The sequence below is a fragment of the Rhodosalinus sp. FB01 genome (genome assembly GCF_041365715.1).
GTDB lineage: Bacteria > Pseudomonadota > Alphaproteobacteria > Rhodobacterales > Rhodobacteraceae > Rhodosalinus.
Genome location: NZ_JBGFSH010000002.1, coordinates 82,478 through 104,814 on the forward strand (window position 1 = coordinate 82,478; position 22,337 = coordinate 104,814).

Genomic DNA, 22,337 nt, shown 5'->3' on the forward strand with positions numbered 1-22,337 from the left:
CGACTTAGTGGCTGCGGCGGAGCGAAGCAAGCACGGCCTCCGCGCGCCGCGCGGCGTTGACGCCGCAGCGCACGCGGCTAATCTCGCGCCGCCGCCATCCGCGGACGATCCCGGAGATGCCCATGACGCTTGCCAACGGCCGCCCCTACCTCGCCATTCCCGGCCCCTCCGTGATGCCCGAGGAGGTGCTGCGCGCCATGCACCGCGGCGCGCCCAACATCTACGAGGGCGCGCTTCCCGACATGGTGGCGGGGCTCGTTCCGGACCTGCGCGCCGTGGCGCGAACCTCCGGGCACGTCGCCATCTACATCGCGAACGGCCACGGCGCCTGGGAGGCGGCGCTCGCCAACACCGTGGCGCCGGGCGCGCGGGTTCTGGTGCCCGCCACGGGCCGCTTCGGCCATGGCTGGGCGGAGATCGCCCAGGGGCTCGGCATCGAGGCCGAGATGATCGACCACGGCAAGCGCGCGCCGGTGGACGTGTCCCGGCTGGCCGAGACGCTCGCCGCCGACCGCGCGCACACCATCAAGGCCGTGCTCGCCACCCATGTGGACACCTCCACCTCGATCCGGAACGACATCGCGGCCCTGCGCGCGGCGATCGACGAGGCCGGGCATCCCGCGCTTCTCATGGCCGACTGCATCGCCTCGCTCGCCTGCGACCGGTTCGAGATGGACACGTGGGGCGTGGACGTGATGGTGGCGGCAAGCCAGAAGGGGCTGATGGTGCCGCCGGGCCTCGGCTTCGTGTTCTTCTCCGACAAGGCCGCCGCGGCCCGCGCCGCGCTGCCACGCGTGAGCCGCTACTGGGACTGGGCGCCGCGTGCGGACCCGCAGATGTTCTACCAGTATTTCGGCGGCACCGCGCCCACGCATCACCTTTACGGGCTGCGCGCGGCGCTCGACATGATCGGCGCGGAGGGGATGGAGGCGATCTGGTCGCGCCACGCGACGCTCGCCCGCGCCGTCTGGGCCGCCTGCGAGCGTTGGGGCGCGGACGGCCCGCTGGAGCTCAACGTGGCGGATCCGGCGCTGCGCAGTCACGCCGTCACCGCGCTGCGGATCGGCGCGCCGCACGGCACGCGGCTGCGCGACTGGGTGGCGCGCGAGGCGGGCGTGACGCTCGGCATCGGCCTCGGCATGGCCGAGCCGGGCAGCGCGGAGTGGCACGGCTTCTTCCGCTTCGGCCACATGGGCCACGTCAACGCGCACATGATCCTCGGTCTTCTGGGCAGCGTGGAGGCGGGAATGCGCGCGCTCGACATCCCGTTCGGCCGGGGCGCGCTGGACGCGGCGGCCGAGGTCGTGGCCGGGGGCTGCCCCGCCCCTTCGGTTCAGCCGGCGAAGACGGCCTCGACCGGACGGCGCGGGGCCTCTGCCGCGTCGCTCGACGGGTAGCCGATGCGCAGCACGGTCTGCGGCGACCCCTCGGGGCGGAGGAGCGCGCGCAGCTTGGTGCGAAGCTCTGGCACCTGCACCGGCTGGTTGAGATAGGACGCCTGCAGGCCGGCCTCGGCGGCGGCGAGCAGCACCCGCTCGAGCGCCTGGCCGGCCGCGAGCCAGTCGGCCTCCTCGTCGCCCCCCGTGCCGAGCACCACGAGCATCGGCGCCGCCTTCGCGAGATCGCCGTCATGCGCACCGACACGTTCGCCGAGATCGACCCTGCGCACCGCGAAGCGCGCGAGCGGCACGGCGATCCCGGGCAGGGACAGCCCGTCGCCCTGCCGGCGGGGATGCATCCAGGCCGCAAGCTCGCGGCGCCAGCGCGGATCGGCCCATTGCGCCGCGTCGCCCTCCTCCACGAGATCGGCCAGCGCGGCGCGCCGCTCCGGCTGCTCCACGGGATCGAGCCAGGCGCCCTCCGCCTCGGCGGCGGCGGCGAGCGCGGCGTGCACTTCCTCGGCCGGGGGGCGCGCGGCGAACGCCTTCCGGAAAGTGCGGCGGCCCTCGATCTGGCGCGCGAGCGCGGCCAGCCTGCCGTCCGCCGCGCCCTCGAGGGACACCACCGCCAGAAGGTCGGGATCGTCGTCCTCGGGCAAAAGGGTCACCCTTGCGCCCAGGCCCTCGGCCGCCGCGGCGGCGCGCAGGTTGAAAAGCGCACAGCCGCAGCTGATCGTCAGTTCGCGGTCCTCGGGATCGTTCACCGGCAAGGCCCGGGTGCGGTCGGCGAGCAACCGAAGGGCCCCGCCTTCGGCCTCGAAGATCCAGGGCTGGGTGTTGTGGCTCGACGGCGCGCGCACGGCGGCGGCGACAAGACGCTCGAGACGGCTGTTGTCGGACATGTCGAAACGCTCCCCTTCCGCTGACCCGGTCGCGGCGAATGGTGCCGAAGGTGCGCGGCGCGCGCATTGACCTTGCGCAAACCGCGCACCGGCCAGCATCAGAGCGGCGGGATGTCGCCCTCGGCCCGGGCGGCGTGAAACCGCGCCTCCCACGCAGCGAAGGCGCCATCGGCGATGGCGTCGCGCATGCCCTGCATGAGGTCCTGGTAGTAGCGCAGGTTGTGCCAGGTCAGCAGCATCGCCGAGAGGATCTCGCCCGCGCGGAAGAGGTGGTGGAGGTAGGCGCGGGAGTAGTCCCGGCAGGCGGGACAGCCGCAGTCCTCGTCGATCGGGCGCGGATCGTCCTGGTGGCGGGCGTTCTTGATGTTCACCACGCCGCGGCGCGTGAACACCTGCCCGGTCCGCCCGGACCGCGTGGGCAGCACGCAGTCCATCATGTCGATCCCGCGCTTCACCGCGCCGACGATGTCGTCGGGCTTGCCCACGCCCATGAGATAGCGCGGCCTGTCCCCGGGCAGCATGGCGGGCGCGTGATCGAGCACGCCGAACATCGCCTCCTGCCCTTCGCCCACGGCGAGGCCGCCCACGGCATAGCCGTCGAAACCGATGGCCCGGAGTGCCTCCGCGCTTTCCTCGCGCAGGTCACGCTCCAGCCCGCCCTGCTGGATACCGAAGAGCGCGTGGCCGGGCCGGTCGCCGAACGCCTCTTTCGACCGCGCCGCCCAGCGCATCGACAGCCGCATCGACTCCGCGATCCGTTCGCGCGAGGCCGGCAGCGCCGGGCATTCGTCGAAGGCCATCACGATGTCGGAGCCCAGAAGCCTCTGGATCTCCATCGACCGCTCGGGGGTGAGTTCGTGGCGCGCACCGTCGATGTGGCTGCGGAAGGTCACGCCGGTCTCGGTCAGCTTGCGCAGCTCCGCGAGGCTCATCACCTGGAAGCCGCCCGAGTCGGTCAGGATCGGGCGATCCCAGTTCATGAAGCGGTGCAGCCCGCCGAGCGCCGCGACGCGCTCCGCCGTGGGCCGCAGCATCAGGTGGTAGGTGTTGCCCAGCAGGATGTCCGCGCCGGTGGCCGCCACGCTTTCGGGCATCATCGCCTTCACGGTGCCCGCGGTTCCCACCGGCATGAAGGCGGGCGTGCGGATGCGCCCGCGCGGCGTCTCGATCTCGCCGAGGCGCGCCGCGCCGTCCGTCGCCTTGAGTCGGAACGCGAAAGCTGTTGTCATCCTGACCTCCCGTCGGCAAAGCGTCCCCGTATCCGACACTTCCGGCCAGATGCCAAGGAGACCCGAATGAACGAGCCGTCCGATCCCGCCACCAACCTGATCCGCTTCGGTTGGGAGGAATGGGTGTCCCTGCCGGACCTCGGCCTGCCGGCGCTGCGCGCCAAGGTCGATACGGGCGCGCGCACCTCGGCGCTCCATGCCTTCGACATCGAGACCTTCGGCCCCGTGTCGAAGCCGCGCGTGCGTTTCACCGTGCACCCGATCCCGGGGCGCGAGGACCTCGTGATCCCCTGTTCGGCCGAGATCGTGGACCGCAGGACGGTGACGTCCTCGAACGGCGAAAGCGAAAGCCGCTTCGTGATCTCCTCCACCCTGCGCGTCGCCGACCAGAGCTGGCGCATCGAGCTGACCCTGACCAACCGCGCGACCATGGCCAGCCGGATGCTTCTCGGGCGCGAGGCGCTCAAGGATCATATCGCCATCGTGGCCACGGACCGCTTCCTTCAGCCCGAACTGAGCTACGACGTCTACCACACGAGCCGGATGCGCGAGCAGGCGCCGAACCGGGCGCTGCGCGTGGCCGTTCTGTCGCGGGAGGACCACTATTCCACCCGCCGCCTCGTGGAGGAGGGCGAGTCGCGCGGCCACTCGGTCGAGGTCATCAACACCACGCGGTGCTACATGGCGATCAACGCGCTGTCGCCCGAGGTGCATTACGACGGGCAGCGCCTGCCGCGCTACGACGTTGTGATCCCCCGTATCGGCGCCTCGATCACGCCCTACGGCACCGCGGTCGTGCGCCAGTTCGAGACGCTCGGCACCTTCTGCATCTACGGCTCGGAAGGGATCGCGGCGAGCCGCGACAAGCTTTACGCGCACCAGCTCATGGCGCGGCACCGCATCGGGATGCCCAACACCGCCTTCGCGGCCAGCCCCAAGGACACCGACAGCCTGATCCGGCTCGTGGGCACGGCGCCCCTCATCGTGAAGCTTCTGGAGTCGACGCAAGGAAAGGGCGTGGTGCTGGCCGAGACGCGCAAGGCCGCGCAATCGGTGATCGACGCCTTCCGGGGGCTCAAGGCCAATTTCCTCGTGCAGGCCTTCGTGAAGGAGGCCGCGGGCGAGGACATCCGCTGCCTCGTCGTGGGTCACAAGGTGGTGGCCTCGATGAAGCGGACGGGCGCGGAGGGGGATTTCCGATCGAACCTGCACCGCGGCGGCTCGGCGATGCGCGTGCGGATCACCAAGACGGAGCGCGAGGCGGCGCTCCGGGCGGCGCGTGCGTTCAACCTCAACCTCGCGGGCGTCGACCTGCTGCGTTCGGAGGATGGGCCCAAGGTGCTCGAGGTGAACTCCTCGCCCGGGCTCGAGGGAATCGAGACCGTGTCCGGCAAGAACGTGGCCGGCCTTCTCTACGACGAGATAGAGCGGCGCGTGCGGCCGACCCCCGTGCGCAAGCGCCGCGCGAGCGCGCGCGACGGCGGCGCCGGCTGAGGCACGGGGCGGGCCGCTGCGCCGCCGCCGCGGCGTGCCGGTCAGGGGCGTCCGGGAGGCGACGCGCGCCGTGCCTTCCGCCGCGCGTCGCCGCGCGGAGACCGGGGTGACGGGCCGCCGGCGCCTCGCGGTGCGTGAAGGTCGAGATAGGGATGCGACGGGCCCCAGACCCGCCGCACGTCCTGGGCGAGGCGTTCGGCCTCGATACGGCTCATCTCGCGCCGGGCCATGACCTCGTCGCCGCCGCAACGCCGCAGCACCCGGCGCCAGATCCGCAGCGCCGAGCGCGGCGACCACGGCATTGCCGCCTCGGCCAGCCACTGGCGCAGCGGCGCGGGCAGGCGGTCGAATTCGGCAAGCGGATCGCGCCCCGATGGTCCGAGCAGGGACGAGCCCGCGGCGTTCGGGCCGGCACGGCGTCGCACGGGCCGAACGAGCGTTCGGGCCAACCTGGTGAGGGCGCGGGCGATACGGCGGCGCATTGGCGGCATCCCTCGTGATGCCGCAAGGATAACCCGGCGCGAACGCCCGGCAAGCCGGACCGCCGCCGCTCCCTTTACGACGGGCCGGCAATTTCCTATATCTTTGGTCGGAATTCATGCCGCGAGGCCAACCATGAACGATGCAGCTCAACCCCTCGAGGGAACGCCCCTCATCCAGCCCTCCTCCACGGATCACCCGCTCTACGATCAGGTGGTAGAGGCATGCCGGGGCGTTTACGACCCCGAGATCCCGGTCAACATCTTCGATCTCGGGCTGATCTACACGATCGACATCGACGAGGAGAGCGCGGTCCGGATCATCATGACGCTCACCGCGCCGGGCTGCCCGGTGGCGGGCGAGATGCCGGGCTGGGTGGCCGATGCGATCGAACCGGTTCCCGGCGTCAAGCAGGTGGATGTCGAGCTGACCTGGGAGCCGCCCTGGGGCATGGACATGATGAGCGACGAAGCGCGGCTCGAACTCGGCTTCATGTAGGCTTTCCGGGACCGGCCATTGAGCGCGGGGCGGTGAAAGCTTAGGTTCAGTGCATAGGCAACGGAGTTCCCATGTTCGGCATTCCCGGAAAATCCCCGGTCACCCTCACACCAGCCGCGGTGTCGCAAATCGTGCGGCTGATGACACGCGACGGGCGGCACGGCCTGCGTATCGGCGTCAAGAAGGGCGGCTGCGCGGGTATGGAATACACGATGGAGTACGTCGACGAGCCCGATCCCCATGACGAGGTGGTCGAGCAGGACGGCGCCCGCGTGCTCATCGCGCCCATGGCGCAGATGTTCCTCTTCGGCACGGAGATCGACTACGAGACGTCGCTTCTGGAGGCCGGCTTCCGCTTCAACAATCCCAACGTGACGGATGCCTGCGGTTGCGGCGAATCGATCAAGTTCAAGGACGCCGAGGAACTGCGGGCCGAGCAGGAACGGTGAACGCACCCGCGACGGCGGCGCATCCCGCCGCGCACCGTGCCATGACGACCCCGGACATGACGCGCCGCGCCGGCGCCGGAATGGGTCCCGCGCCCCTGACCCGCTGACAGTTGCCGCCTTCGTAGGACCGTCGCGCATCCGCGACGCGGGTATCGCCCACGGGCGTCTGCCCCCCGCCCGGCGCGGCACGTCGGCCGCGCGACGCAAGCGGGGTTGACCTCTCCTTGTGCGGGCGAAACATACGATGGGTCAGGAAAAACGAGGGCGGGACATGCGGCGCGGACTGGCGGCGGGGAACTGGAAGATGCACGGAACCGGCGCGGATCTGGCGGAGATCACCGCGCTCGCCGAGGCGTGTCCGTCGCCGGGCTGCGACATCGTGCTCTGCCCGCCCGCCACGCTGCTGGCCCGCGCGGCGGCGCGGGCGGGCAATTCCCTCACGCTTGGCGGGCAGGACTGCCACATCGCGGCCGAGGGGGCGCACACCGGCGACATCTCCGCCGCGATGCTGCGCGACGCCGGCGCGGGCTACGTCATCCTCGGCCACTCCGAACGCCGGTCTGACCACGGCGAAAGCGACGAGACGGTGCGCGCCAAGGCCCGCGCGGCGCATGAGGCCGGGCTCGCCGTGATCCTCTGCGTGGGCGAGCATCTCTCCGAGCGCGAGGCCGCCAACACGCTCGACATCATCGGCGGGCAGCTCGCCGGGTCGATCCCCGACGGCGCCACCGGGCACAATCTCGTCGTGGCCTACGAGCCGGTCTGGGCCATCGGGTCCGGGCGCACACCCTCGCCCGATGAGATCGGCGAGGTGCACGACTTCATCCGCGCCCGCCTCGAACGCCGCTTCGGCGCGGGCGTCGGCCGCTCGGTGCGGCTGATCTACGGCGGCTCGGTGAAACCCGGGAACGCGGCCCGCATCTTCGGGGTGTCCAACGTCGACGGCGCGCTGGTCGGCGGGGCAAGCCTGCGGGCCGAGAGTTTCCGGCCCATCATCGCGGCGCTGGAGGCCGCGGGATGAAACGCGCGCGGCCTCTCGGCTCCTTCGAGCCCGTGCTTTCGGGCGCGGCGCTCGCGGTGGCCGCGCTCTGCGTGCTGCCGATGCTCGCCGTGGCGCTGGCCGCGGTCATGGGCTCCACCGAGACGCTGGCCCATCTCGCCGACACGGTACTGTGGCGCTACACCGCCACCACGCTCCAGCTCGTCGCGGTCGTGAGCGTAGGCACCGCGGCGATCGGCACAGGGGCCGCGTGGCTCGTGACGATGACGCGCTTTCCCGGCGTCCGGCTGCTGGAGGTCATGCTGGCCCTGCCGCTGGCCTTCCCCGCCTACGTGATGGGCTACGCCTACACCGATTTCCTGGACCACCCCGGCGCGGTGCAGACGCTCCTGCGCGAGGTCACCGGCTGGGGCCCGCGCGACTACTGGTTCCCCGAGGTCCGTTCCACCACGGGCGCGGCGATCATGCTGATCCTCGTGCTCTACCCTTATGTCTACCTGCTCGCGCGGGCGGCCTTCCTGCAGCAATCGGCGACCGCGAACCTGGCCGCGCGCGCGCTCGGGCAGGGCCCCTGGGGCGCCTTCTTCAGGGTATCCCTGCCCATGGCGCGGCCGGCCATCGCCGGCGGCGTGCTGCTCGCCGTCATGGAGACCATCGCGGATTTCGGCACCGGCAGCTATTTCGGCGTCCAGACCTTCGCGGTGGGGATCTACCAGAGCTGGTTCTCCATGGCCGACCGCGCGGCGGCGGCGCAGCTCGCGCTTTGCCTTCTGGTCTTCGCGCTCTTCCTCGCCACGCTCGAGCGGGTCAGCCGGGGGGACGCGCGCCACCATGCCGCCGGGCGGCGCTTCGAGCGCCCGCCGCCGGCCGAGCTTCGGGGCGCGGCGCGCTGGGGCGCCCTGGTGTTCTGCACGCTGCCGGTGCTCTTCGGGTTCCTGCTGCCGGTCACGCTGCTCCTCGAGATGGCGGTCGGTTCGGGACAGGACCTGCTCTCGGGGCGCTATCTGGCCTTCCTTCGCAATTCCGTGACCCTCGCCGGCATCGCGGCGGTGCTGACCGTGGCGGCCGCGGTCCTTCTGGGGCTCTTCAACCGCCTTCGCCCCGGAAAGATCTCGGCCGGCGCGTCCAACGTCGCCCGGATCGGCTACGCGGTGCCGGGCGGGGTGATCGCGGTGGGCCTGCTCGTGCCCTTCGCGGCTTTCGACAATGCCATCGACGCCTTCATGGAGGCGCGCTTCGGGATCGACACGGGCCTTCTTTTCACCGGCTCCATCTGGCTGCTCGTGGCCGCCTACATGATCCGGTTCATGGCCGCGGCGCTCAACGCCTATGATGGCGGGCAGGCCACGATCCACCCGCACATGGATGCCGTGGCACGGACGCTGGGCGCGACGCCCGCGGGGCTCGTCCGCCGGGTGCACCTGCCGCTTCTGCGCCCCTCGGTGATGACCGCCCTGCTGATCGTCTTCGTGGACGTGATGAAGGAGCTTCCGGCCACGCTCATCATGCGGCCCTTCAACTTCGACACCCTCGCGGTGCAGGCGCACCGGCTGGCCGCGGACGAACGCCTCTCCGGGGCGGCGGTGCCGTCGCTGGTGATCGTGGCGGTGGGGCTGCTGCCCGTCCTCCTCGTCTGCCGGGCCCTGGGGCGGCGCCGCGAAGACGTGCCGCGCGCGACGCCCGCCCCCGTCGCCGAGGCGGCGGAATGAGCCGTCCGGGCGGCGCACGCTCCCCCGCGCACGCGAAAAGGCCCCGGCGTTTCCACCGGGGCCTTCCGCCGCTTCGTCGCGGGCCGGGAGTTACTTCCAGCCCACCTCGTTGAAGATCCGCTGCGCGGCCGGCACGTTCTTGGCCACCTCGGAGAGGTCCACGTCGTCGGGCTTGAAGAAGCCCAGCTCGGCCACCGACGGGCTCAGCGCCACGCCCGGCACGGCCGGGTATTCGTCATTGCCCGCCGAGAAGTATTCCTGCGCCTGGTCGCTCGCCAGGTATTCGAGGAAGGCGATGGCGTTCTCGCGGTTCGGGGCGTTCGCGGCCACGCCGCCGCCCGACAGGTTCATGTGCGCGCCGATGTCATTCTGGTTGGGAAAGACCCAGCCGATCATGTCGAGGCTGTCCGAAAGGCCGTCAACGTCCTTCCGGATGGCCCGGGCGAAGTAGTAGGTGTTGGACATCGCGATGTCGCACTCGCCCGAGACGATGCCGCGCAGCTGATCGGTGTCGCCCCCCTGCGGATCACGGGCGAAGTTGCCGACCACTGCCCCGGCCCAGTCTTTCGCCGCGTCCTCGCCAAGGTGCTCGATCAGTGCGGCGAGGATCGTCTGCGAGTAGACGTTGGTGCCCGAACGGATGCACACCATGCCCTCGTATTCGGGGTTGGCGAGATCCTGGTAGGTGCGCGGGGGGTTCTCGACCTCGTTCTTGTCGTAGAAGAGGATGCGCGCCCGCTGGCTGAAACCGAACCATTCGTTCCCCGCATCCTGTAGGTATTCCGGGATCCGCGCCTCGAGCACGTCGGACCCGACCGGTTGAAGAAGGCCCATCTCCTTCGCGCGTTCCAGCCGCGAGGTGTCCACCGTCAGCAGCACGTCGGCCGGCGAGTTTTCGCCCTCGGCCTCCATCCGGGCGAGCAACTCGTCGGCATTGCCCTCGATCCGGTTCACGGTGATGCCCGTCATCTCCTCGAACTCGGAATAGAGCCGCTCGTCGGTGTCGTAATGGCGCGAGGAGTAGAGGTTGACTTCGCCGTTGGCGAAAAGCGCGGGCGCCGAGGTGGCGGCGATCAGCGCGGCAAGCGCGCCGGTCAGGGCGGGCTTCGGAAACTTGGTCATGGGATGCTCCCTTCTTGGCGTTCGCGTCGTGATATCCGACACAAATACTCGGATACCGGATGACGCGGACAGGTCAACAGTTTTCCGATCCTTTCTGTCGACTTTCTTGATCCCCTTGCGCTTTGCCTGTCCCATCCGCGATGCAGGGTCATGGACCGTTTCCGCCAATCCCCCACCGATCCCGCCTTCGTTCAGGACCCCTACCCGGCCTATGCCGCCGCGCGCAGGCGCGGGCCGGTCCACTGGTGGGACGAGTACGCGATGCCGGCCGCCTTCGATTTCGCGACGGTGGACGCGGTGCTCCGCGACCGGCGATTCGGCCGCGAGACACCGCGGGAACTGGCGGAGGCGCCGCCCGCGCATCTCGTGCCGTTTTACGCGATCGACGACCACTCCATGCTGGAGCTCGAGCCGCCCCGGCACACGCGGCTGCGAAAACTCGTGCTGCGCGCCTTCACCACCCGGCGGATCGCCGCGCTCGCGCCCGAGATCGAGGCGCTCTGCCATGACCTGATCGACGGTTTCCCCGAGGGCGCGTTCGACCTGCTGCCCGCCTACTGCGAAAGGCTTCCGGTGATCGTCATCGCGCGGCTTCTCGGTGTGCCCGAAGCGATGGCACCCCAGCTTCTCGCCTGGTCGCACGCCATGGTGGCGATGTATCAGGCCCGCCGCGACCGCGCCGCGGAGGAGTCTGCGGCGCAAGCCGCGGGCGAGGTCGCCGATTTCCTGCGCCGCCATGCCGAAGCGCGCCGCGCGCGTCCGGCCGACGACCTCATCTCCCATCTCGTCGCCGCCGAGGACGCGGGCGACACGCTTTCCACCGAAGAGCTGATCGCCACCTGCGTGCTGCTGCTGAACGCCGGGCACGAGGCCACCGTCCACACGCTGGGCAACGGCGTGAAGGCGATCCTCGAGCACGCGGCACAGGACGCGCTCGCGCCCGACCGGGTCGAGGGAACCGTCGAGGAAATCCTGCGATTCGACCCGCCGCTGCACATGTTCACGCGCTGGGCCTACGAGGATGCGGAGATCGCCGGCCACCGTTTCGCCCGGGGCGACCGGATCGCGCTCCTGCTCGGCGCGGCCAACCGCGACCCCGCCCGCTGGCACGCGCCGGAGCGCTTCGACCCCGCGCGCCCCGTCCGGCCCAACGCCGCCTTCGGCGCGGGGCTTCATTTCTGCGTGGGCGCGCCGCTTGCGCGGCTCGAGCTTCGGATCGGGCTGGCCACGCTCTTCGCGCGCTGTCCGAAGCTTCGGCTCGCCGCGCCGCCGCGCTACGCGGATCTCTACCACTTCCACGGGCTGGAGCGGCTTACGGTCCGGCGATGACCGGCCGCGCCGTCAGATCGGCAGCGCGGTCGTGGCCTTGATCTCTTCCATGGACAGCAGCGCGGTGACGTTGTGCACCTTCACCCGGGCGATGAGCGACTGGTAGAACGCGTCGTAGGCGCGCGCATTCCTCACCCTGACCTTCAGGATGTAATCCACGTCGCCCGCAAGGCGGTGCGCCTCCTGCACCTCGGGCCGCTCGCGCAGCGCCTGAAGGAACTCCGCCTGCCACTCCGCCTCGTGCTCGGAGGTGCGGATCAGAACGAAGAAACAGGCCTCGAACCCCAGCGCCTCGGCGTCCAGGACGACGGTCTGCCGGCCCACGACCCCGGCCTCGCGCATCTTGCGGATGCGGTTCCAGACCGGCGTCTTGGACGAGCCGACGGCGCGCGCGATCTCCTCCAGAGACTGCCCGGCATCCTCTTGAAGTTGCCGCAGGATCCTCATGTCAAGCTCGTCGAGCCGTGACGCCATCCCTGATCTCCCCACCGCTCTGGAAATTTTCCCAGTGTTCAACATAGCCGACATCGCCCCGGCCTCCAGCGACGCGTGCGAAAAACTCCGAAGCTGCCGCGACCGGCCGCCGCCATCCCCTTTTCCTGACATGAATCAATGTCTAGACAGGGGTGCAGGTTTAAGCCCTTGGACATGACAGTGACCGACCCCAGCCCCGCGACCCCGGCCCAGACGGGCCCAGCCCCCGCCCTGCCAGATGCGGCCACAGTGACCGACGTGACCCACTGGACGGACCGGTTGTTCTCGTTCCGGGTGGAGCGGCCGAAAAGCCTGCGCTTCCGGTCGGGGGAATTCGTGATGATCGGCCTGCTGAAGGACGACGGCAAGCCGCTCCTGCGCGCCTATTCCATCGCGAGCCCGGCCTGGGCCGACGAGCTCGAGTTCTACTCGATCAAGGTGCAGGACGGGCCGCTCACCTCGCGACTGCAGCACATCCAGCCGGGCGACCAGATCATCCTGCGTCCGAAACCCGTGGGCACGCTCGTGCACGACGCGCTGCTGCCCGGCAAGCGGATCTGGTTCTTTTCCACCGGCACCGGGCTCGCGCCCTTCGCCTCGCTCATCCGCGACCCGCAGACCTACGAGGATTACGACCAGGTCATCCTGACCCATACCTGCCGCGAGGTGGCGGAGCTGGAATACGGGCGCCGGCTGGTCGAGAGCCTCTCGGAGGATCCACTCATCGGCGAGATGGTGGGCGGGAAGCTCGCCTACTACCCCACGACCACGCGCGAGGAGAGCGCGAAGATGGGCCGAATCACCACACTGATGGAAGACGGCACGCTGTTTTCGGATCTTGGCGTGGCGGATTTCGGCCCCGAAACGGATCGCGCGATGGTCTGCGGATCGCTCGGCTTCAACACCGACATGAAGGCGCTGCTGGAACGGGCGGGCCTGCGCGAAGGCGCGAATTCCGAGCCCGCGGAGTATGTCGTCGAGAAAGCCTTCGTCGGTTGAGGCGGCAGGCCCGCGCGGCGGCGGGCCCGCCCTCCGATCAGAGGCCGAGCGCCTCGCGCACGCGCTCGAGCGCGGATTGCAGCAGCTCCGGATCGCCCTGCGCCTCGCGGACCACCAGTTTCAGCGTGGTCTTTTCCATCTCGCCCAGCGACGAATTGTCGATGATCTCTTCCACACGGTCGTAGTCGAAATCCTCGGCGGTCAGCGCGTCCGGCACCTCGCCCTCCTCCGTCGCGGTCTCGGACGCGGTGTCGGCGGCGTCCTCGGCCGCCGGGCCCTCCGGCGTCGTCTCTTCCGTGGCGGTGTCGGCTGCGTCCTCGGCGGCCGCGCTTTCGGCGGTGTCCGCGGCGGTATCTGCAGCTTCCCCGTCCGCTCCGACGGCCTCTTCGACCGCGCCTTCCACGGTTTCCGCGGCATCCTCGGCCGTCTCGGTCGCGGTCTCCACGGCGTCCTCGGCCGCTTCGGTGGCGGTCTGCGCCGTATCCTCGGCGGTCTCGGTCGTGGTCTCCATCGCCTCTCCGGCCGTGTCGGCCGCGCTCTCCGCGGCGTCCTGCACGGCCTCGACGGCAGCGCCCGCGGCCTCCTCGGCCTGCTCGAGAACGGTCCCGGCCTCTTCCGCGGCCTCGGAGGTTGCATCCTCCACGGCCTCGGCCACATCGGACGGCTCCTCGGCCGTCAGGAAGAAGTATCCGCCGATGGCCACGGCCGCGGCGATCAGTATCAGGATCAGGTTTCGCATTGGGGCATCCTCCTTGCGCGACCGCCGCGAACCGGCCGGTCACATCGCATGACATCGTGCGCCGGGACGTCCGGCGCAAGTAAAAGCCTTCCCGAACGGCGTTTTGCAGCCGACTCCACGCTTGAATCGGACCGGAGCCGCGTTTAACTTGCCGCTTCGCAATCCTGTCACCGCCGAAGGAACAAAACCATAGCCCGAAGACCTCATAACGCGCCGCCGACGCGCGACACCGGACCCCGCGTGAACGACCGTATCCGTGCGCCCGAAATCCGCCTGATCGGCGCCGATGGCGAGAATGTCGGCGTGGTGACGCCCAGCAGGGGGCTTGAACTGGCCGAACAGGCCGGTCTCGACCTCGTCGAGATCTCGCCGAACGCCAATCCCCCGGTCTGCAAGATCATGGATTTCGGCAAGTTCAAGTACGAGCAGCAGAAGCGCGAGGCCGAAGCCAAGAAGAAGCAGAAGGTCATCGAGGTCAAGGAAGTCAAGTTCCGGCCCAACACCGACATTCACGACTACGCCGTCAAGATGCGCAACGTGGTCAAGTTCCTGGAAAAAGGGGACAAGGTGAAGGTGACGCTGCGCTTCCGCGGCCGTGAAATGGCGCACCAGAACCTCGGGCGGGAACTCCTCGAACGCGTCGCGGAGGACGTCAAGGAGATCGGCAAGGTCGAGAACATGCCGAAGATGGAGGGCCGGCAGATGATCATGATGATCGGCCCCGTGAGCCGGTGAACGATGGCGCCTCCTCGCGGTGGGAGGCGCGTTTCAGCACGCCCGATTACCTTTTCGGAACCGATCCCGCGGCCTTCCTCCTCGATCATGCCCATCTGCTGACACCGGGCGCCAGCGCGCTTTCCGTCGCCGACGGCGAGGGGCGCAACTCGGTGTTCATGGCCGGCCGCGGGCTGCAAGTGACAGCGATGGAATACGCGCCGTCGGCCATCGCCAAGGCGCGCCGCCTAGCGCGGGACCGGGGCGTGACGGTCGATCTCGTGGAGGCCGACGTGCTTTCCGAAGATTGGGGCGGCCCCTACGACATCGTCTTGGCGATCTTCGTCCAGTTCGCGGGTCCGGAGGATCGCGCGCGGCTCTTCGCGAAGATGCAGGAGGCCACGCGCGCCGACGGCCTGCTGCTGCTGCACGGTTACACGCCCGATCAGGTCGGGCGCGGCACGGGCGGCCCGCCCGACCCCGAGAACATGTACACCGAGGACATGCTCGCACGGGCGTTCGTGGGGTGGGAGATCCTGGAGAACCGCTCCCATGAAAGGGACATCCGCGAGGGCGCGGGCCACGCCGGCCTCTCCGCCCTGATCGATTTCGTCGCCCGGAAACCGCGCTGACGGCCCGCCTTTCCGGGCCGCCTTTTCGCAAGCAATGGGCGTGAAGGCCGCCTTCGCGGCGGACAGCCTTCGACCCTGTTCAGAACCGCGCGTCCAGGAACGCGCCCAGCGCCTCCCAGCTGCCCCGGTCGGCCTCCACGTCGTAGTCGTTCGAGCCCCAGACCGTGAAGGAATGCCGCGCGCCGCCGAAGACGCGCGCCTCGTGCGGCACGCCGGCCTCCTGAAGCTCGTCGAGCAGTGCGGCGAGGTCGGTCATGCCCGACACCGGGTCGGCGGAGCCATGCAGGATCAGGACCGGCGCGTCCTGCCCCGCGTAGCCCTGGCCCTCGGGCGTGCCGAGCCCGCCGTGGAAGCTGACGAAGCCCACCGCGTCGGTCCCCGCCCGCGCCATTTCGAGCGTTCCGGCGCCGCCGAAGCAGTAGCCCATCACGACCACCGCCTCGCTGGCACCGGGCTGCGCGCGCGCGGCCTCGAGCCCTGCGGCGAGACGTTCGCGGAAAGTCTCCCGGTCGCCGTACATCGCCCCAGAGAGGGCGCGGTATTCGTCGACGGACTGCGGGTCCGTGTCCTTGCCGTAGACATCGAGCGCAAAGGCGGCGTAGCCCTCTGCGGCCAGCATCTCGGCGCGGCGCTCCTCGTAGTCGGTCATGCCGTTCCAGTCGTGGATGATGAGAACCGTGCCGCGGGCCTCCTCGAGATCGGTGTTGCGCGCGTAGTAGCCCTCCAGAGTGGTGTCGCCGGCGGTGTACTCCACGTACCGGCCCTCGATCCCGGCATCCGCGGTCCCCGCAGCGGCGCAAAGCGCCGCGGCGGTCAGCAGGCCCGTCATCTTCGTCGCTGTCATGGCATGTCTCCCTGTCATGGTGATGAGTGCGTCGGTTGCCGCGCACCCTCCTTTTCCCTGCGCGCCCGGGCCGCACGCGGCTGCGGACGGGTGGGAATTTCCTTCAGCAGCCCGCCGACGCCCATCCGGGCGATGTCGTCGGCCGTGACCTCGATTCCGCAGGCCACCCGCGCCAGCACCCAGTCCGCGCCATTGAGCGCGGGGCTGCGCGCGCAGCCCGGCAGGCCGATCACCGGACGCCCGCCCTGGCGGCCGAGAAAGAGCAGGTTGCCGGGGTCGACGGGCATGCCGAAGCGGTCCACCCGGCCCCCGGCGGCGCGCACGGCCTCGGGCGCCACGTCCCGCGGATCCGAGGTGGCGGACCCGGTAAGGATCAGCACCAGATCGCCCGGCGCCTCCGCCACCGCGCGGGCGATGGCCCCGGTTTCGTGCGGCACCACGACCGGCGCCTCCATGGCGATCCCCAGCGCGTCGAGACGTCCCTGCACCGCGGGCACGCCCTTCTCGCCCGCGCCTCCGGCGATCTCGCTCACCACCAGCGCGGCGCGCGAGATCGCGGGCCGCGCGAGCCGGATCGCGCCCTGCGCGGCCTCGCAGGCTTCCGCCACGCGCGCACCATCCACGCCGTAGGAAATGATCTTCACCGTCCCGACCATGCCACCCGGCGCCATCTGCTGGAAAGGCGGCACGGTGGCGAGCGTGATCATCGGGTCCACGCGGTTGACGGCCGTGAGCCGCGCCTCGTCCATGGCCACGACCCCCGGGTGATCGGCGATCAGGTTGACCCGTCCGGTGAACGGATCGGTCAGGCGCAGGCCCGCGGCCCCGGGATCGGGCACCAGCGCGCGGGCAAGCGCCAGCGCCGCCTCGTTCTCGGCCATGTCGCCGGGATCGAGCCGCGCCACCGTCACCCGCTCCGCGCCTTCGGCGCGGAGCGCGGCCAGATCCTCTGCGGACAGGACGCGGCCCTTCGCGAGCTTGCCGGACGAAAGGCGCACCGAATGGGCCAGCATGGCCCCCTCGGCCTCGTCGAGCGGCACCGCCCCGAACCTCATGCCCCCTGCCTCAGGCCGCGCGTCATCTCGGCCAGGATCGCGACGGCGATCTCGGCCGGGCCCGCGGCGCCGATGTCGAGGCCGACCGGCGCGTGGACGCGCGCGATCTCATCTTGCGAAAAACCGGCCTCGGCCAGCCGCGCCACGCGCTTGGCATGCGTCCGGGTCGAGCCCAGGGCACCGATGTAGAACACGTCCGAGCGCAGCGCGCGTGCCAGTGCCGGGTCGTCGAGCTTCGGGTCGTGGGTCAGCAGAACGAGCGCGGTGCGCTGGTCGAGGCCGATCGCGTCCACGGCGTCGTCGGGCCAGTCGTGCAGGAGGCGTTCGCCGGGAAAACGCGCCTCCGAGGCGAACGCCTCGCGCGGGTCCACGAGAACGGGATCGTATCCGGCGATACGGGCCATGGGCACCAGGGCCTGCGCGATGTGCACCGCGCCCACCACGACGAGGCGCAGGGGCGGGTTGTGAATGGCGACGAAGGTGCGCGCATCCTCGACGCCGGAGCGATCCATGCGGAAGCGCTCGGCGAAGCCCTCGGTGGTCAGGCGGCGCGTCCCGCCCTCCAGATCGACGACATAGGCGACGGGGCGCCGCGCCGCGCGGTGATCCACGAGTTCGGTGAGCATCGCCTCGGGCAGCACGCGGCCCACGGGCTCGACCAGGACGCGGATCGTCCCGCCGCAGGCGAGGCCGACGGCGAAGGCATCCGCGTCCGAGACGCCGAACTCGAGAAGGCGGGCCTGGCCTTCCTCGATCGCCTCGAGCGCCTCGGCGACCACCGCGCCCTCGACGCAGCCGCCCGAGACCGAGCCCTCGATCGCGCCCTCGCCCGAGACGACGAGCTGCGCGCCGACGCGCCGGGGCGCGCTGCCCCAGGTCTCGACCACGGTGGCGAGCGCCGCGCCGCGCCCCTCGCGATGCCAGGCGAGCGCGGTCTCCGGGATGTGGTCGAAACGGTCCATCGGCATCTCCCGTCACGGGTCCTGTCGTGAAGGTAAGGCCACAGAGCGCAAACGCAAAGGGGCCGCGCCCTGCACGGGCGCGGCCCCTGTCGGTCAGGCCGGTGCCTGCGCGGCGCCGGTCACTCCGCCGGCACGCTCTCTCCGGCCTGCCGGCCCTCGCCCAGAGGGCGGTCGGGCAGCACGAAGGCCACCGCGACGAAGGCGAGGCCGAGCACGATGCCGAGCACGTCGCCCGGCAAGCCGGTCACGCCCGCGTAGCCCGAGCCCGGAACGGTCCCGAGGGTCACCTTGCCCCCGAAGATGTCGTCCAGAAGCCCGTTGGCCTGCCACCACGGGTAGCTCACCATGTAGGCGGCGGCGCCGAGCAGGCCGCCGGCGATAAAGAAGAGCGCGTCCTTGCGCCCTGTCGCCGCGGCGGCGACGCCCGTGCCCGGGCAGAAGCCCGAGGCGGCCCAGCCCGCGCCGAGCAGCACCCCGCCGATGAAGACACCGGCATAGGCGGCCTTCACCGACATGTGGCCGACATCGACGAGGCCCAGCATCTGCCCGCCGAACATCAGCACCGAGCCTGTGCCGATGGCGAGCAGGATGGTCTTCATCAGGTGCAGGTGCTTCAGGCTCAGCATGCGCCAGATCCAGTCGGGGTTGGTGGCCCCGATCCGGTCGAGGGTGAAGCCGAACGCGGCTCCGATCGCGATCGCGAGAATGATGCTTGTCATGGGTCAGGCCTCCCGCTTGTACATCATGAGTGCCACCGGCACGGCGGCGGCGAAGGCGCCGAGGGCGAAGATGTAGCCCGACACGGCGGTCTGCATCATCCCCGACATCATGTGCCCCGACGTGCAGCCCCCCGCGAGGCGCGCGCCGTAGAGCACGACGAAGCCGCCCGCGAAGGCCACGGCGTAGCGCTTCCACGCGCCGTCGCCGAAATTCGCGCGCCAGAGCGCGGGCGCGCTCCGCTCCTCCCGTGGCACCCAGCCCCGCGCCATGGCCGACAGGAAGGCGCCGAGCGCCATGGCAAGGACGAACACGAAGCTGTAGTTCAGCGGGTTGGCCGCGTTCGCCGCGTATTTCCCGCCCGACTTGGCGAGATAGGCGTTGGACGAGGTGTAGCCCTCCGCCGTCTGCTCGATGAGCGACGGGTTGAAGGCGCTGCCGACGATGCCGTCGAGAATCACGAACTGCGTCGAGACCCCGATGGGCTTCACCAGAAGCACCGCGAGGAAGAACACGAAGCCCAGCAGGACCCCGCCCGTTTTCCAGTTGAGTGGCATGACATTTCCCTTTCGCCGGTTGCGAAACACATTCCTTATTTGGAATACGGCTTCGCGCCCGCAAGGGCCTTGATGCAGATCAAGCCGCTCCTGGGGCGAGAGCAGACATGAGCCGCGCCCGCTCTCCGGCATCCTCGGGGGCGCAAAGTGCGGCGGCGAGCTCCTCGAGGGTGGCGATGGAATGGCCCGCGCGCAGGCTGTCCACACGGGGCAGCATGGCGCGGATCCCCTGCGCCTTCGGCGCGAACTCTCCGAAGCGCAGGAGAGGGTTCACCCAGACGAGCCGGCGCGCCGTGAGCCTGAGCCGCTCCATCTCGCGCTCGAGCCGCTCCGGGTCGCCGCGCTCCAGCCCGTCGGTGATCAGCAGCACCACCGCGCCCTGGCCCATCACGCGCCGCGACCAGTCGCGGTTGAAGGCGTGCAGGCAGTCGCCGATGCGCGTGCCGCCCTCCCAGTCCTGCGCCTCCGCCCCCGCGGCGGCGAGCGCGGCGTCCACGTCCCGCGCGCGCAGGTGCCGGGTGATGTTGGTGAGCCGCGTGCCGAAGGTGAAGGCGTGCACCTCCGACCAGCCCGCGCCCTTGCGGTTGGAGACCGCGTGGAGGAAGTGGAGGATCACCCGGCTGTACTGGCTCATGGAACCCGAGATGTCGCAGAGCGCCACGAGGTTCGGCCAGCGGGGCCTCGGCCTTGCGTGGTGAAGGCGCTGCATCTCGCCGCCGGTGCGGATCGCCGCGCGCAGCGTCCTGCGCCGGTCGATGGCGCGGCCGGACGGCGCGCCCACGGCGCGGCGCGAGGGGATCGGGCGGACGGGCAGCGTCAAGCCCGCGAGGATCCGCCGCGCCCTGGCGATCTCGTCGGCGCTCATCTGCTCGAAATCCAGCGTGCGCAGCCGTTCCTCGGCGGACATGGTGAGCGAGGCGTCGATCTCGATCTCGGTCTCGCCCTCCTCCTTTTCCTCGCGCTGCGGCGTCGCCGGCGGCTCGGCGCCGTGAAGGAGCGCCTCGGCGGCGCGCTTCTCGGCGGCCTCGGCCTGCCGCTCCTCGGCGACACCGCGCAAAGCGGGAAGCATCATCGCCATCATGTGCTCCATGAAGCGCGGATCGCGCCAGAACAGCCGGAAGACCTGCGCAAAGACACGCCGCTCCTCTGGACGGGAGACGAAGCACGCCTCGAGCACGTGATAGAAGTCGCGCCGGTCGGTGAAGCCCGCCGCCTCCACCGCGCGGGTCGCATCGGCCACGCGGCCCGTACCCACCCGCAGTCCCGCCTTGCGGAGCGCGCGGGCGAAATGCACGAGGTTCGCCACCAGCCGGGGATGCTCGGGCAGTTCGAGAGGCGCGTGTTCGGGCATCGGCGACCTAGAGGACCGTCCGACGGACCGGGGGCGCTGCCCCCGGACCCCCGGAGTATTTTCCGCCAAGAAGAAGACGGGGGCGGGGCGATCCGGGGCGGCGCCCCCGCGGGCGTGTGCGCCGGGCCGCGGGCGCGCTCATGCCGGCGCCAGTTCCGCGCGGGCTTCGTCGAGGATGCGCCTGGCCTCCGAGCCCTGCAGTTTCGCGATGTCGTCCTGGTATTTCAGGATCGCGCCGAGCGTGTCCGCGATCACCTGCGGCGAGAGCTCGATCATGTCGAGCGCGAGCAGGCATTTCGCCCAGTCGATGCTCTCGGCCACCCCCGGTTTCTTGAAGAGATCCTCGGTCCGCAGGCGCTGGACGAAAGCCACGACCTCGCGCGAGAGCGCCTCGGACGCCTCGGGCACGCGCTCGCCCAGGATCGCCAGCTCGCGGTCGAAATCCGGGTAATCCACCCAGTGGTAGAGGCAGCGGCGCTTGAGCGCGTCGTGCACCTCTCGCGTGCGGTTGGAGGTGATGACCGTGATCGGCGGCGCGGGCGCGCGCACAGTGCCGAGCTCGGGGATGGTGACCTGGAAATCGGAAAGCGCCTCGAGCAGGAAGGCCTCGAAGGGCGCGTCGGTGCGGTCGAGCTCGTCGATGAGCAGGACCGGCGGCCCGCCATCCTGCGGCGACATCGCCTCGAGAAGCGGGCGGCGGATCAGGAACCGTTCGGAGAAGAGCTCGTCGGTGAGCGTCTCGCGGTCGGTTCCCTCCACCGCCTCGGCGGTACGGATCGCGACCATCTGGGCGGGAAAGTTCCATTCGTAGACGGCCGAGGCCGCGTCGAGCCCCTCGTAGCACTGGAGCCGGATGAGCCTGCGGCCCAGCGCGGCGGAGAGCGCCTTGGCGATCTCGGTCTTGCCGACGCCGGCCTCGCCCTCGAGAAAGAGCGGCCGGCCGAGGCGCAGGGACAGGAACACCACCGTCGCCAGCGCGCGCCCGCAGACATAGCCTTCGCCCGCGAGCAGCCGCTCCACGTCGTCGATCGAACCCGGCATCGCCATGGCATGTCCTCCTCGTTGCCCAAGAGGGCACGGGGCGCGGCGCGGGTCAAGCGGCCGGCCTAGTTCGCCTTCGCGAAGGCGCCGGCGATGACGGAGAAGCCCTCGCGCGGCAGCGCACGGGGCTCGACCTCGAAGCGGGCCATGCGGCCCCGCGTCTCCGCGACGTCGAGGAAGCGCTCGATGGCGTGATAGGCGCGCCGGTTCACGTAGTCGTCGAAGAGCAGCGTAAGCGGCCTTGTCGTCAGCAGCATCGTCGTCAGCGCGCAGGCGAGACGGAACCGCCCGTCGATCAGCACGAGATCGGGCTGCACGAAATCCGGGCGTTCCCAGACCGAGACCGGGTAGCGATGGTAGCGGCGAAAGCCCGCGCCGTCGGCGGGCCGGCCCCACTTGCCTGTCGGGCCGATATCCACGTGGTGCAGGCGGACCGTCGCGGGGTATTCACCCGCCTCGAGCACCGCCTGCATGCTCTCTGCCCAGGCCTTGTCGCTTTCGACGGAAAACACGGTCTTGCCCGGCATCCCGGCGGCGAGGATCGTGGAGCCGCCGCTGCCGTATTCGAGGATCACCCGTGCCGCGGCATAGCGTTCGCGCACCCAGTCGGCCACCCGCGGCGGAAAGGTGAGAACCGGCGGCGCGATCATCCCGGCGGACC

At 70.5% G+C, this 22,337-nt stretch carries 24 protein-coding genes; 10 read left to right on the forward strand and 14 right to left on the reverse strand.

Going from position 1 to position 22,337, the window contains the following annotated elements; all coding sequences use genetic code 11:
- The first annotated feature begins 122 nt into the window (after positions 1–122).
- A complete protein-coding gene (locus AB6A65_RS03075) occupies positions 123–1,397 on the forward strand; it encodes an alanine--glyoxylate aminotransferase family protein (protein ID WP_371036891.1) in 1,275 nt (424 codons plus the stop codon).
- Here AB6A65_RS03075 and AB6A65_RS03080 read toward each other — a convergent pair.
- On the reverse strand, positions 1,334–2,281 hold the full coding sequence (locus AB6A65_RS03080; protein WP_371036892.1) for a hypothetical protein: 948 nt from the start codon (positions 2,279–2,281) through the stop codon (positions 1,334–1,336). The two genes, AB6A65_RS03075 and AB6A65_RS03080, sit on opposite strands and share 64 nt — an antisense overlap.
- Positions 2,282–2,379: 98 nt before the next feature.
- Entirely contained in the window at positions 2,380–3,510 is a 1,131-nt protein-coding gene (tgt, locus tag AB6A65_RS03085) for a tRNA guanosine(34) transglycosylase Tgt (protein ID WP_371036893.1), read from the reverse strand.
- A gap of 66 nt (positions 3,511–3,576) precedes the next feature.
- Here tgt and rimK point away from each other — a divergent pair, with 66 nt between their 5' ends.
- Entirely contained in the window at positions 3,577–5,004 is a 1,428-nt protein-coding gene (rimK, locus tag AB6A65_RS03090; RefSeq protein WP_371036894.1) for a 30S ribosomal protein S6--L-glutamate ligase, read from the forward strand.
- A gap of 41 nt (positions 5,005–5,045) precedes the next feature.
- Here rimK and AB6A65_RS03095 read toward each other — a convergent pair whose 3' ends face one another.
- Positions 5,046–5,486, reverse strand: a complete 441-nt coding sequence (locus AB6A65_RS03095) for a DUF6525 family protein (protein ID WP_371036895.1) — start codon at positions 5,484–5,486, stop codon at positions 5,046–5,048.
- A 133-nt stretch (positions 5,487–5,619) separates the two neighbouring features.
- Here AB6A65_RS03095 and AB6A65_RS03100 point away from each other — a divergent pair, with 133 nt between their 5' ends.
- The 4 genes from AB6A65_RS03100 (at position 5,620) to AB6A65_RS03115 (ending at position 9,140) form a co-directional block, all read left to right on the forward strand.
- Complete coding sequence (locus tag AB6A65_RS03100) at positions 5,620–5,982, forward strand: SUF system Fe-S cluster assembly protein (protein WP_371036896.1); 363 nt, start codon at positions 5,620–5,622, stop codon at positions 5,980–5,982.
- Positions 5,983–6,053: 71 nt separating this feature from the next.
- Entirely contained in the window at positions 6,054–6,431 is a 378-nt protein-coding gene (locus tag AB6A65_RS03105; RefSeq protein ID WP_371036897.1) for a HesB/IscA family protein, read from the forward strand.
- A gap of 271 nt (positions 6,432–6,702) precedes the next feature.
- Positions 6,703–7,452, forward strand: coding sequence for a triose-phosphate isomerase (gene tpiA / locus AB6A65_RS03110; protein WP_371036898.1), 750 nt, complete (start codon positions 6,703–6,705; stop codon positions 7,450–7,452).
- Complete coding sequence (locus AB6A65_RS03115; protein WP_371036899.1) at positions 7,449–9,140, forward strand: ABC transporter permease; 1,692 nt, start codon at positions 7,449–7,451, stop codon at positions 9,138–9,140. The genes tpiA and AB6A65_RS03115 overlap by 4 nt, the downstream gene beginning before the upstream one ends.
- A 90-nt stretch (positions 9,141–9,230) precedes the next feature.
- Here AB6A65_RS03115 and AB6A65_RS03120 read toward each other — a convergent pair whose 3' ends face one another.
- Positions 9,231–10,262: a Fe(3+) ABC transporter substrate-binding protein gene (locus tag AB6A65_RS03120; protein WP_371036900.1), complete on the reverse strand. Its 1,032-nt coding sequence runs from the start codon at positions 10,260–10,262 to the stop codon at positions 9,231–9,233.
- Between the two features lie 150 nt (positions 10,263–10,412).
- On the opposite strand from AB6A65_RS03120, the gene AB6A65_RS03125 reads away from it, so the two are divergent.
- Positions 10,413–11,591: a cytochrome P450 gene (locus AB6A65_RS03125; RefSeq protein WP_371036901.1), complete on the forward strand. Its 1,179-nt coding sequence runs from the start codon at positions 10,413–10,415 to the stop codon at positions 11,589–11,591.
- A 12-nt stretch (positions 11,592–11,603) separates the two neighbouring features.
- On the opposite strand, the gene AB6A65_RS03130 is transcribed toward AB6A65_RS03125, so the two are convergent.
- Positions 11,604–12,065 (reverse strand): Lrp/AsnC family transcriptional regulator, encoded by a 462-nt coding sequence (locus AB6A65_RS03130; protein ID WP_371036902.1) that lies wholly within the window; start codon positions 12,063–12,065, stop codon positions 11,604–11,606.
- A gap of 174 nt (positions 12,066–12,239) precedes the next feature.
- Between AB6A65_RS03130 and AB6A65_RS03135 the strand changes: the two genes are divergently transcribed.
- Positions 12,240–13,064: a ferredoxin--NADP reductase gene (locus AB6A65_RS03135; protein WP_371037238.1), complete on the forward strand. Its 825-nt coding sequence runs from the start codon at positions 12,240–12,242 to the stop codon at positions 13,062–13,064.
- 37 nt (positions 13,065–13,101) lie between these two features.
- On the opposite strand, the gene AB6A65_RS03140 is transcribed toward AB6A65_RS03135, so the two are convergent.
- Positions 13,102–13,803 carry a translation initiation factor 3 gene (locus AB6A65_RS03140; RefSeq protein ID WP_371036903.1) on the reverse strand — a complete coding sequence of 234 codons (702 nt, stop codon included), beginning with the start codon at positions 13,801–13,803 and terminating at the stop codon, positions 13,102–13,104.
- Between the two features lie 189 nt (positions 13,804–13,992).
- On the opposite strand from AB6A65_RS03140, the gene infC reads away from it, so the two are divergent.
- Positions 13,993–14,538: a translation initiation factor IF-3 gene (gene infC / locus AB6A65_RS03145; RefSeq protein WP_371037239.1), complete on the forward strand. Its 546-nt coding sequence runs from the start codon at positions 13,993–13,995 to the stop codon at positions 14,536–14,538.
- A complete protein-coding gene (locus tag AB6A65_RS03150) occupies positions 14,535–15,149 on the forward strand; it encodes a cyclopropane-fatty-acyl-phospholipid synthase family protein (RefSeq protein WP_371036904.1) in 615 nt (204 codons plus the stop codon). The genes infC and AB6A65_RS03150 overlap by 4 nt, the downstream gene beginning before the upstream one ends.
- A gap of 79 nt (positions 15,150–15,228) precedes the next feature.
- Here the strand turns inward: AB6A65_RS03150 and AB6A65_RS03155 are convergent, their stop codons facing one another.
- The 8 genes from AB6A65_RS03155 to AB6A65_RS03190 all read right to left on the reverse strand — a co-directional run bounded on the left by AB6A65_RS03155 (position 15,229) and on the right by AB6A65_RS03190 (position 22,326).
- Positions 15,229–15,993 (reverse strand): dienelactone hydrolase family protein, encoded by a 765-nt coding sequence (locus tag AB6A65_RS03155; protein WP_371036905.1) that lies wholly within the window; start codon positions 15,991–15,993, stop codon positions 15,229–15,231.
- Positions 15,994–16,007: 14 nt separating this feature from the next.
- The gene (locus AB6A65_RS03160) at positions 16,008–17,048 is read right to left on the reverse strand and encodes a molybdopterin-binding protein (RefSeq protein ID WP_371036906.1); all 1,041 of its coding nucleotides are present in this window, start codon (positions 17,046–17,048) and stop codon (positions 16,008–16,010) included.
- Positions 17,045–18,010, reverse strand: a complete 966-nt coding sequence (locus AB6A65_RS03165; RefSeq protein ID WP_371036907.1) for an XdhC family protein — start codon at positions 18,008–18,010, stop codon at positions 17,045–17,047. The genes AB6A65_RS03160 and AB6A65_RS03165 overlap by 4 nt, the downstream gene beginning before the upstream one ends.
- 119 nt (positions 18,011–18,129) lie before the next feature.
- Positions 18,130–18,729, reverse strand: a complete 600-nt coding sequence (locus AB6A65_RS03170; protein ID WP_371036908.1) for a YeeE/YedE thiosulfate transporter family protein — start codon at positions 18,727–18,729, stop codon at positions 18,130–18,132.
- Positions 18,730–18,732: 3 nt separating this feature from the next.
- A complete protein-coding gene (locus tag AB6A65_RS03175; RefSeq protein ID WP_371036909.1) occupies positions 18,733–19,284 on the reverse strand; it encodes a YeeE/YedE thiosulfate transporter family protein in 552 nt (183 codons plus the stop codon).
- A gap of 79 nt (positions 19,285–19,363) precedes the next feature.
- Positions 19,364–20,635 carry a VWA domain-containing protein gene (locus AB6A65_RS03180; RefSeq protein ID WP_371036910.1) on the reverse strand — a complete coding sequence of 424 codons (1,272 nt, stop codon included), beginning with the start codon at positions 20,633–20,635 and terminating at the stop codon, positions 19,364–19,366.
- Positions 20,636–20,773: 138 nt separating this feature from the next.
- Positions 20,774–21,682: an AAA family ATPase gene (locus AB6A65_RS03185; RefSeq protein WP_371036911.1), complete on the reverse strand. Its 909-nt coding sequence runs from the start codon at positions 21,680–21,682 to the stop codon at positions 20,774–20,776.
- A gap of 59 nt (positions 21,683–21,741) precedes the next feature.
- Entirely contained in the window at positions 21,742–22,326 is a 585-nt protein-coding gene (locus AB6A65_RS03190; RefSeq protein WP_371036912.1) for a hypothetical protein, read from the reverse strand.
- Between the last annotated feature and the right edge of the window lie 11 nt (positions 22,327–22,337).

Excerpts from the sequence above, each read along its gene's own strand:
- AB6A65_RS03075 (WP_371036891.1), top strand. The coding sequence starts at position 123 with ATGACGCTTGCCAACGGCCGCCCCTACCTCGCCATTCCCGGCCCCTCC.
- AB6A65_RS03080 (WP_371036892.1), bottom strand. The coding sequence starts at position 2,281 with ATGTCCGACAACAGCCGTCTCGAGCGTCTTGTCGCCGCCGCCGTGCGC.
- tgt (WP_371036893.1), bottom strand. The coding sequence starts at position 3,510 with ATGACAACAGCTTTCGCGTTCCGACTCAAGGCGACGGACGGCGCGGCG.
- rimK (WP_371036894.1), top strand. The coding sequence starts at position 3,577 with ATGAACGAGCCGTCCGATCCCGCCACCAACCTGATCCGCTTCGGTTGG.
- AB6A65_RS03095 (WP_371036895.1), bottom strand. The coding sequence starts at position 5,486 with ATGCGCCGCCGTATCGCCCGCGCCCTCACCAGGTTGGCCCGAACGCTC.
- AB6A65_RS03100 (WP_371036896.1), top strand. The coding sequence starts at position 5,620 with ATGAACGATGCAGCTCAACCCCTCGAGGGAACGCCCCTCATCCAGCCC.
- AB6A65_RS03105 (WP_371036897.1), top strand. The coding sequence starts at position 6,054 with ATGTTCGGCATTCCCGGAAAATCCCCGGTCACCCTCACACCAGCCGCG.
- tpiA (WP_371036898.1), top strand. The coding sequence starts at position 6,703 with ATGCGGCGCGGACTGGCGGCGGGGAACTGGAAGATGCACGGAACCGGC.
- AB6A65_RS03115 (WP_371036899.1), top strand. The coding sequence starts at position 7,449 with ATGAAACGCGCGCGGCCTCTCGGCTCCTTCGAGCCCGTGCTTTCGGGC.
- AB6A65_RS03120 (WP_371036900.1), bottom strand. The coding sequence starts at position 10,262 with ATGACCAAGTTTCCGAAGCCCGCCCTGACCGGCGCGCTTGCCGCGCTG.
- AB6A65_RS03125 (WP_371036901.1), top strand. The coding sequence starts at position 10,413 with ATGGACCGTTTCCGCCAATCCCCCACCGATCCCGCCTTCGTTCAGGAC.
- AB6A65_RS03130 (WP_371036902.1), bottom strand. The coding sequence starts at position 12,065 with ATGGCGTCACGGCTCGACGAGCTTGACATGAGGATCCTGCGGCAACTT.
- AB6A65_RS03135 (WP_371037238.1), top strand. The coding sequence starts at position 12,240 with ATGACAGTGACCGACCCCAGCCCCGCGACCCCGGCCCAGACGGGCCCA.
- AB6A65_RS03140 (WP_371036903.1), bottom strand. The coding sequence starts at position 13,803 with ATGCGAAACCTGATCCTGATACTGATCGCCGCGGCCGTGGCCATCGGC.
- AB6A65_RS03155 (WP_371036905.1), bottom strand. The coding sequence starts at position 15,993 with ATGACAGCGACGAAGATGACGGGCCTGCTGACCGCCGCGGCGCTTTGC.
- AB6A65_RS03160 (WP_371036906.1), bottom strand. The coding sequence starts at position 17,048 with ATGAGGTTCGGGGCGGTGCCGCTCGACGAGGCCGAGGGGGCCATGCTG.
- AB6A65_RS03165 (WP_371036907.1), bottom strand. The coding sequence starts at position 18,010 with ATGGACCGTTTCGACCACATCCCGGAGACCGCGCTCGCCTGGCATCGC.
- AB6A65_RS03170 (WP_371036908.1), bottom strand. The coding sequence starts at position 18,729 with ATGACAAGCATCATTCTCGCGATCGCGATCGGAGCCGCGTTCGGCTTC.
- AB6A65_RS03175 (WP_371036909.1), bottom strand. The coding sequence starts at position 19,284 with ATGCCACTCAACTGGAAAACGGGCGGGGTCCTGCTGGGCTTCGTGTTC.
- AB6A65_RS03180 (WP_371036910.1), bottom strand. The coding sequence starts at position 20,635 with ATGCCCGAACACGCGCCTCTCGAACTGCCCGAGCATCCCCGGCTGGTG.
- AB6A65_RS03185 (WP_371036911.1), bottom strand. The coding sequence starts at position 21,682 with ATGGCGATGCCGGGTTCGATCGACGACGTGGAGCGGCTGCTCGCGGGC.
- AB6A65_RS03190 (WP_371036912.1), bottom strand. The coding sequence starts at position 22,326 with ATGATCGCGCCGCCGGTTCTCACCTTTCCGCCGCGGGTGGCCGACTGG.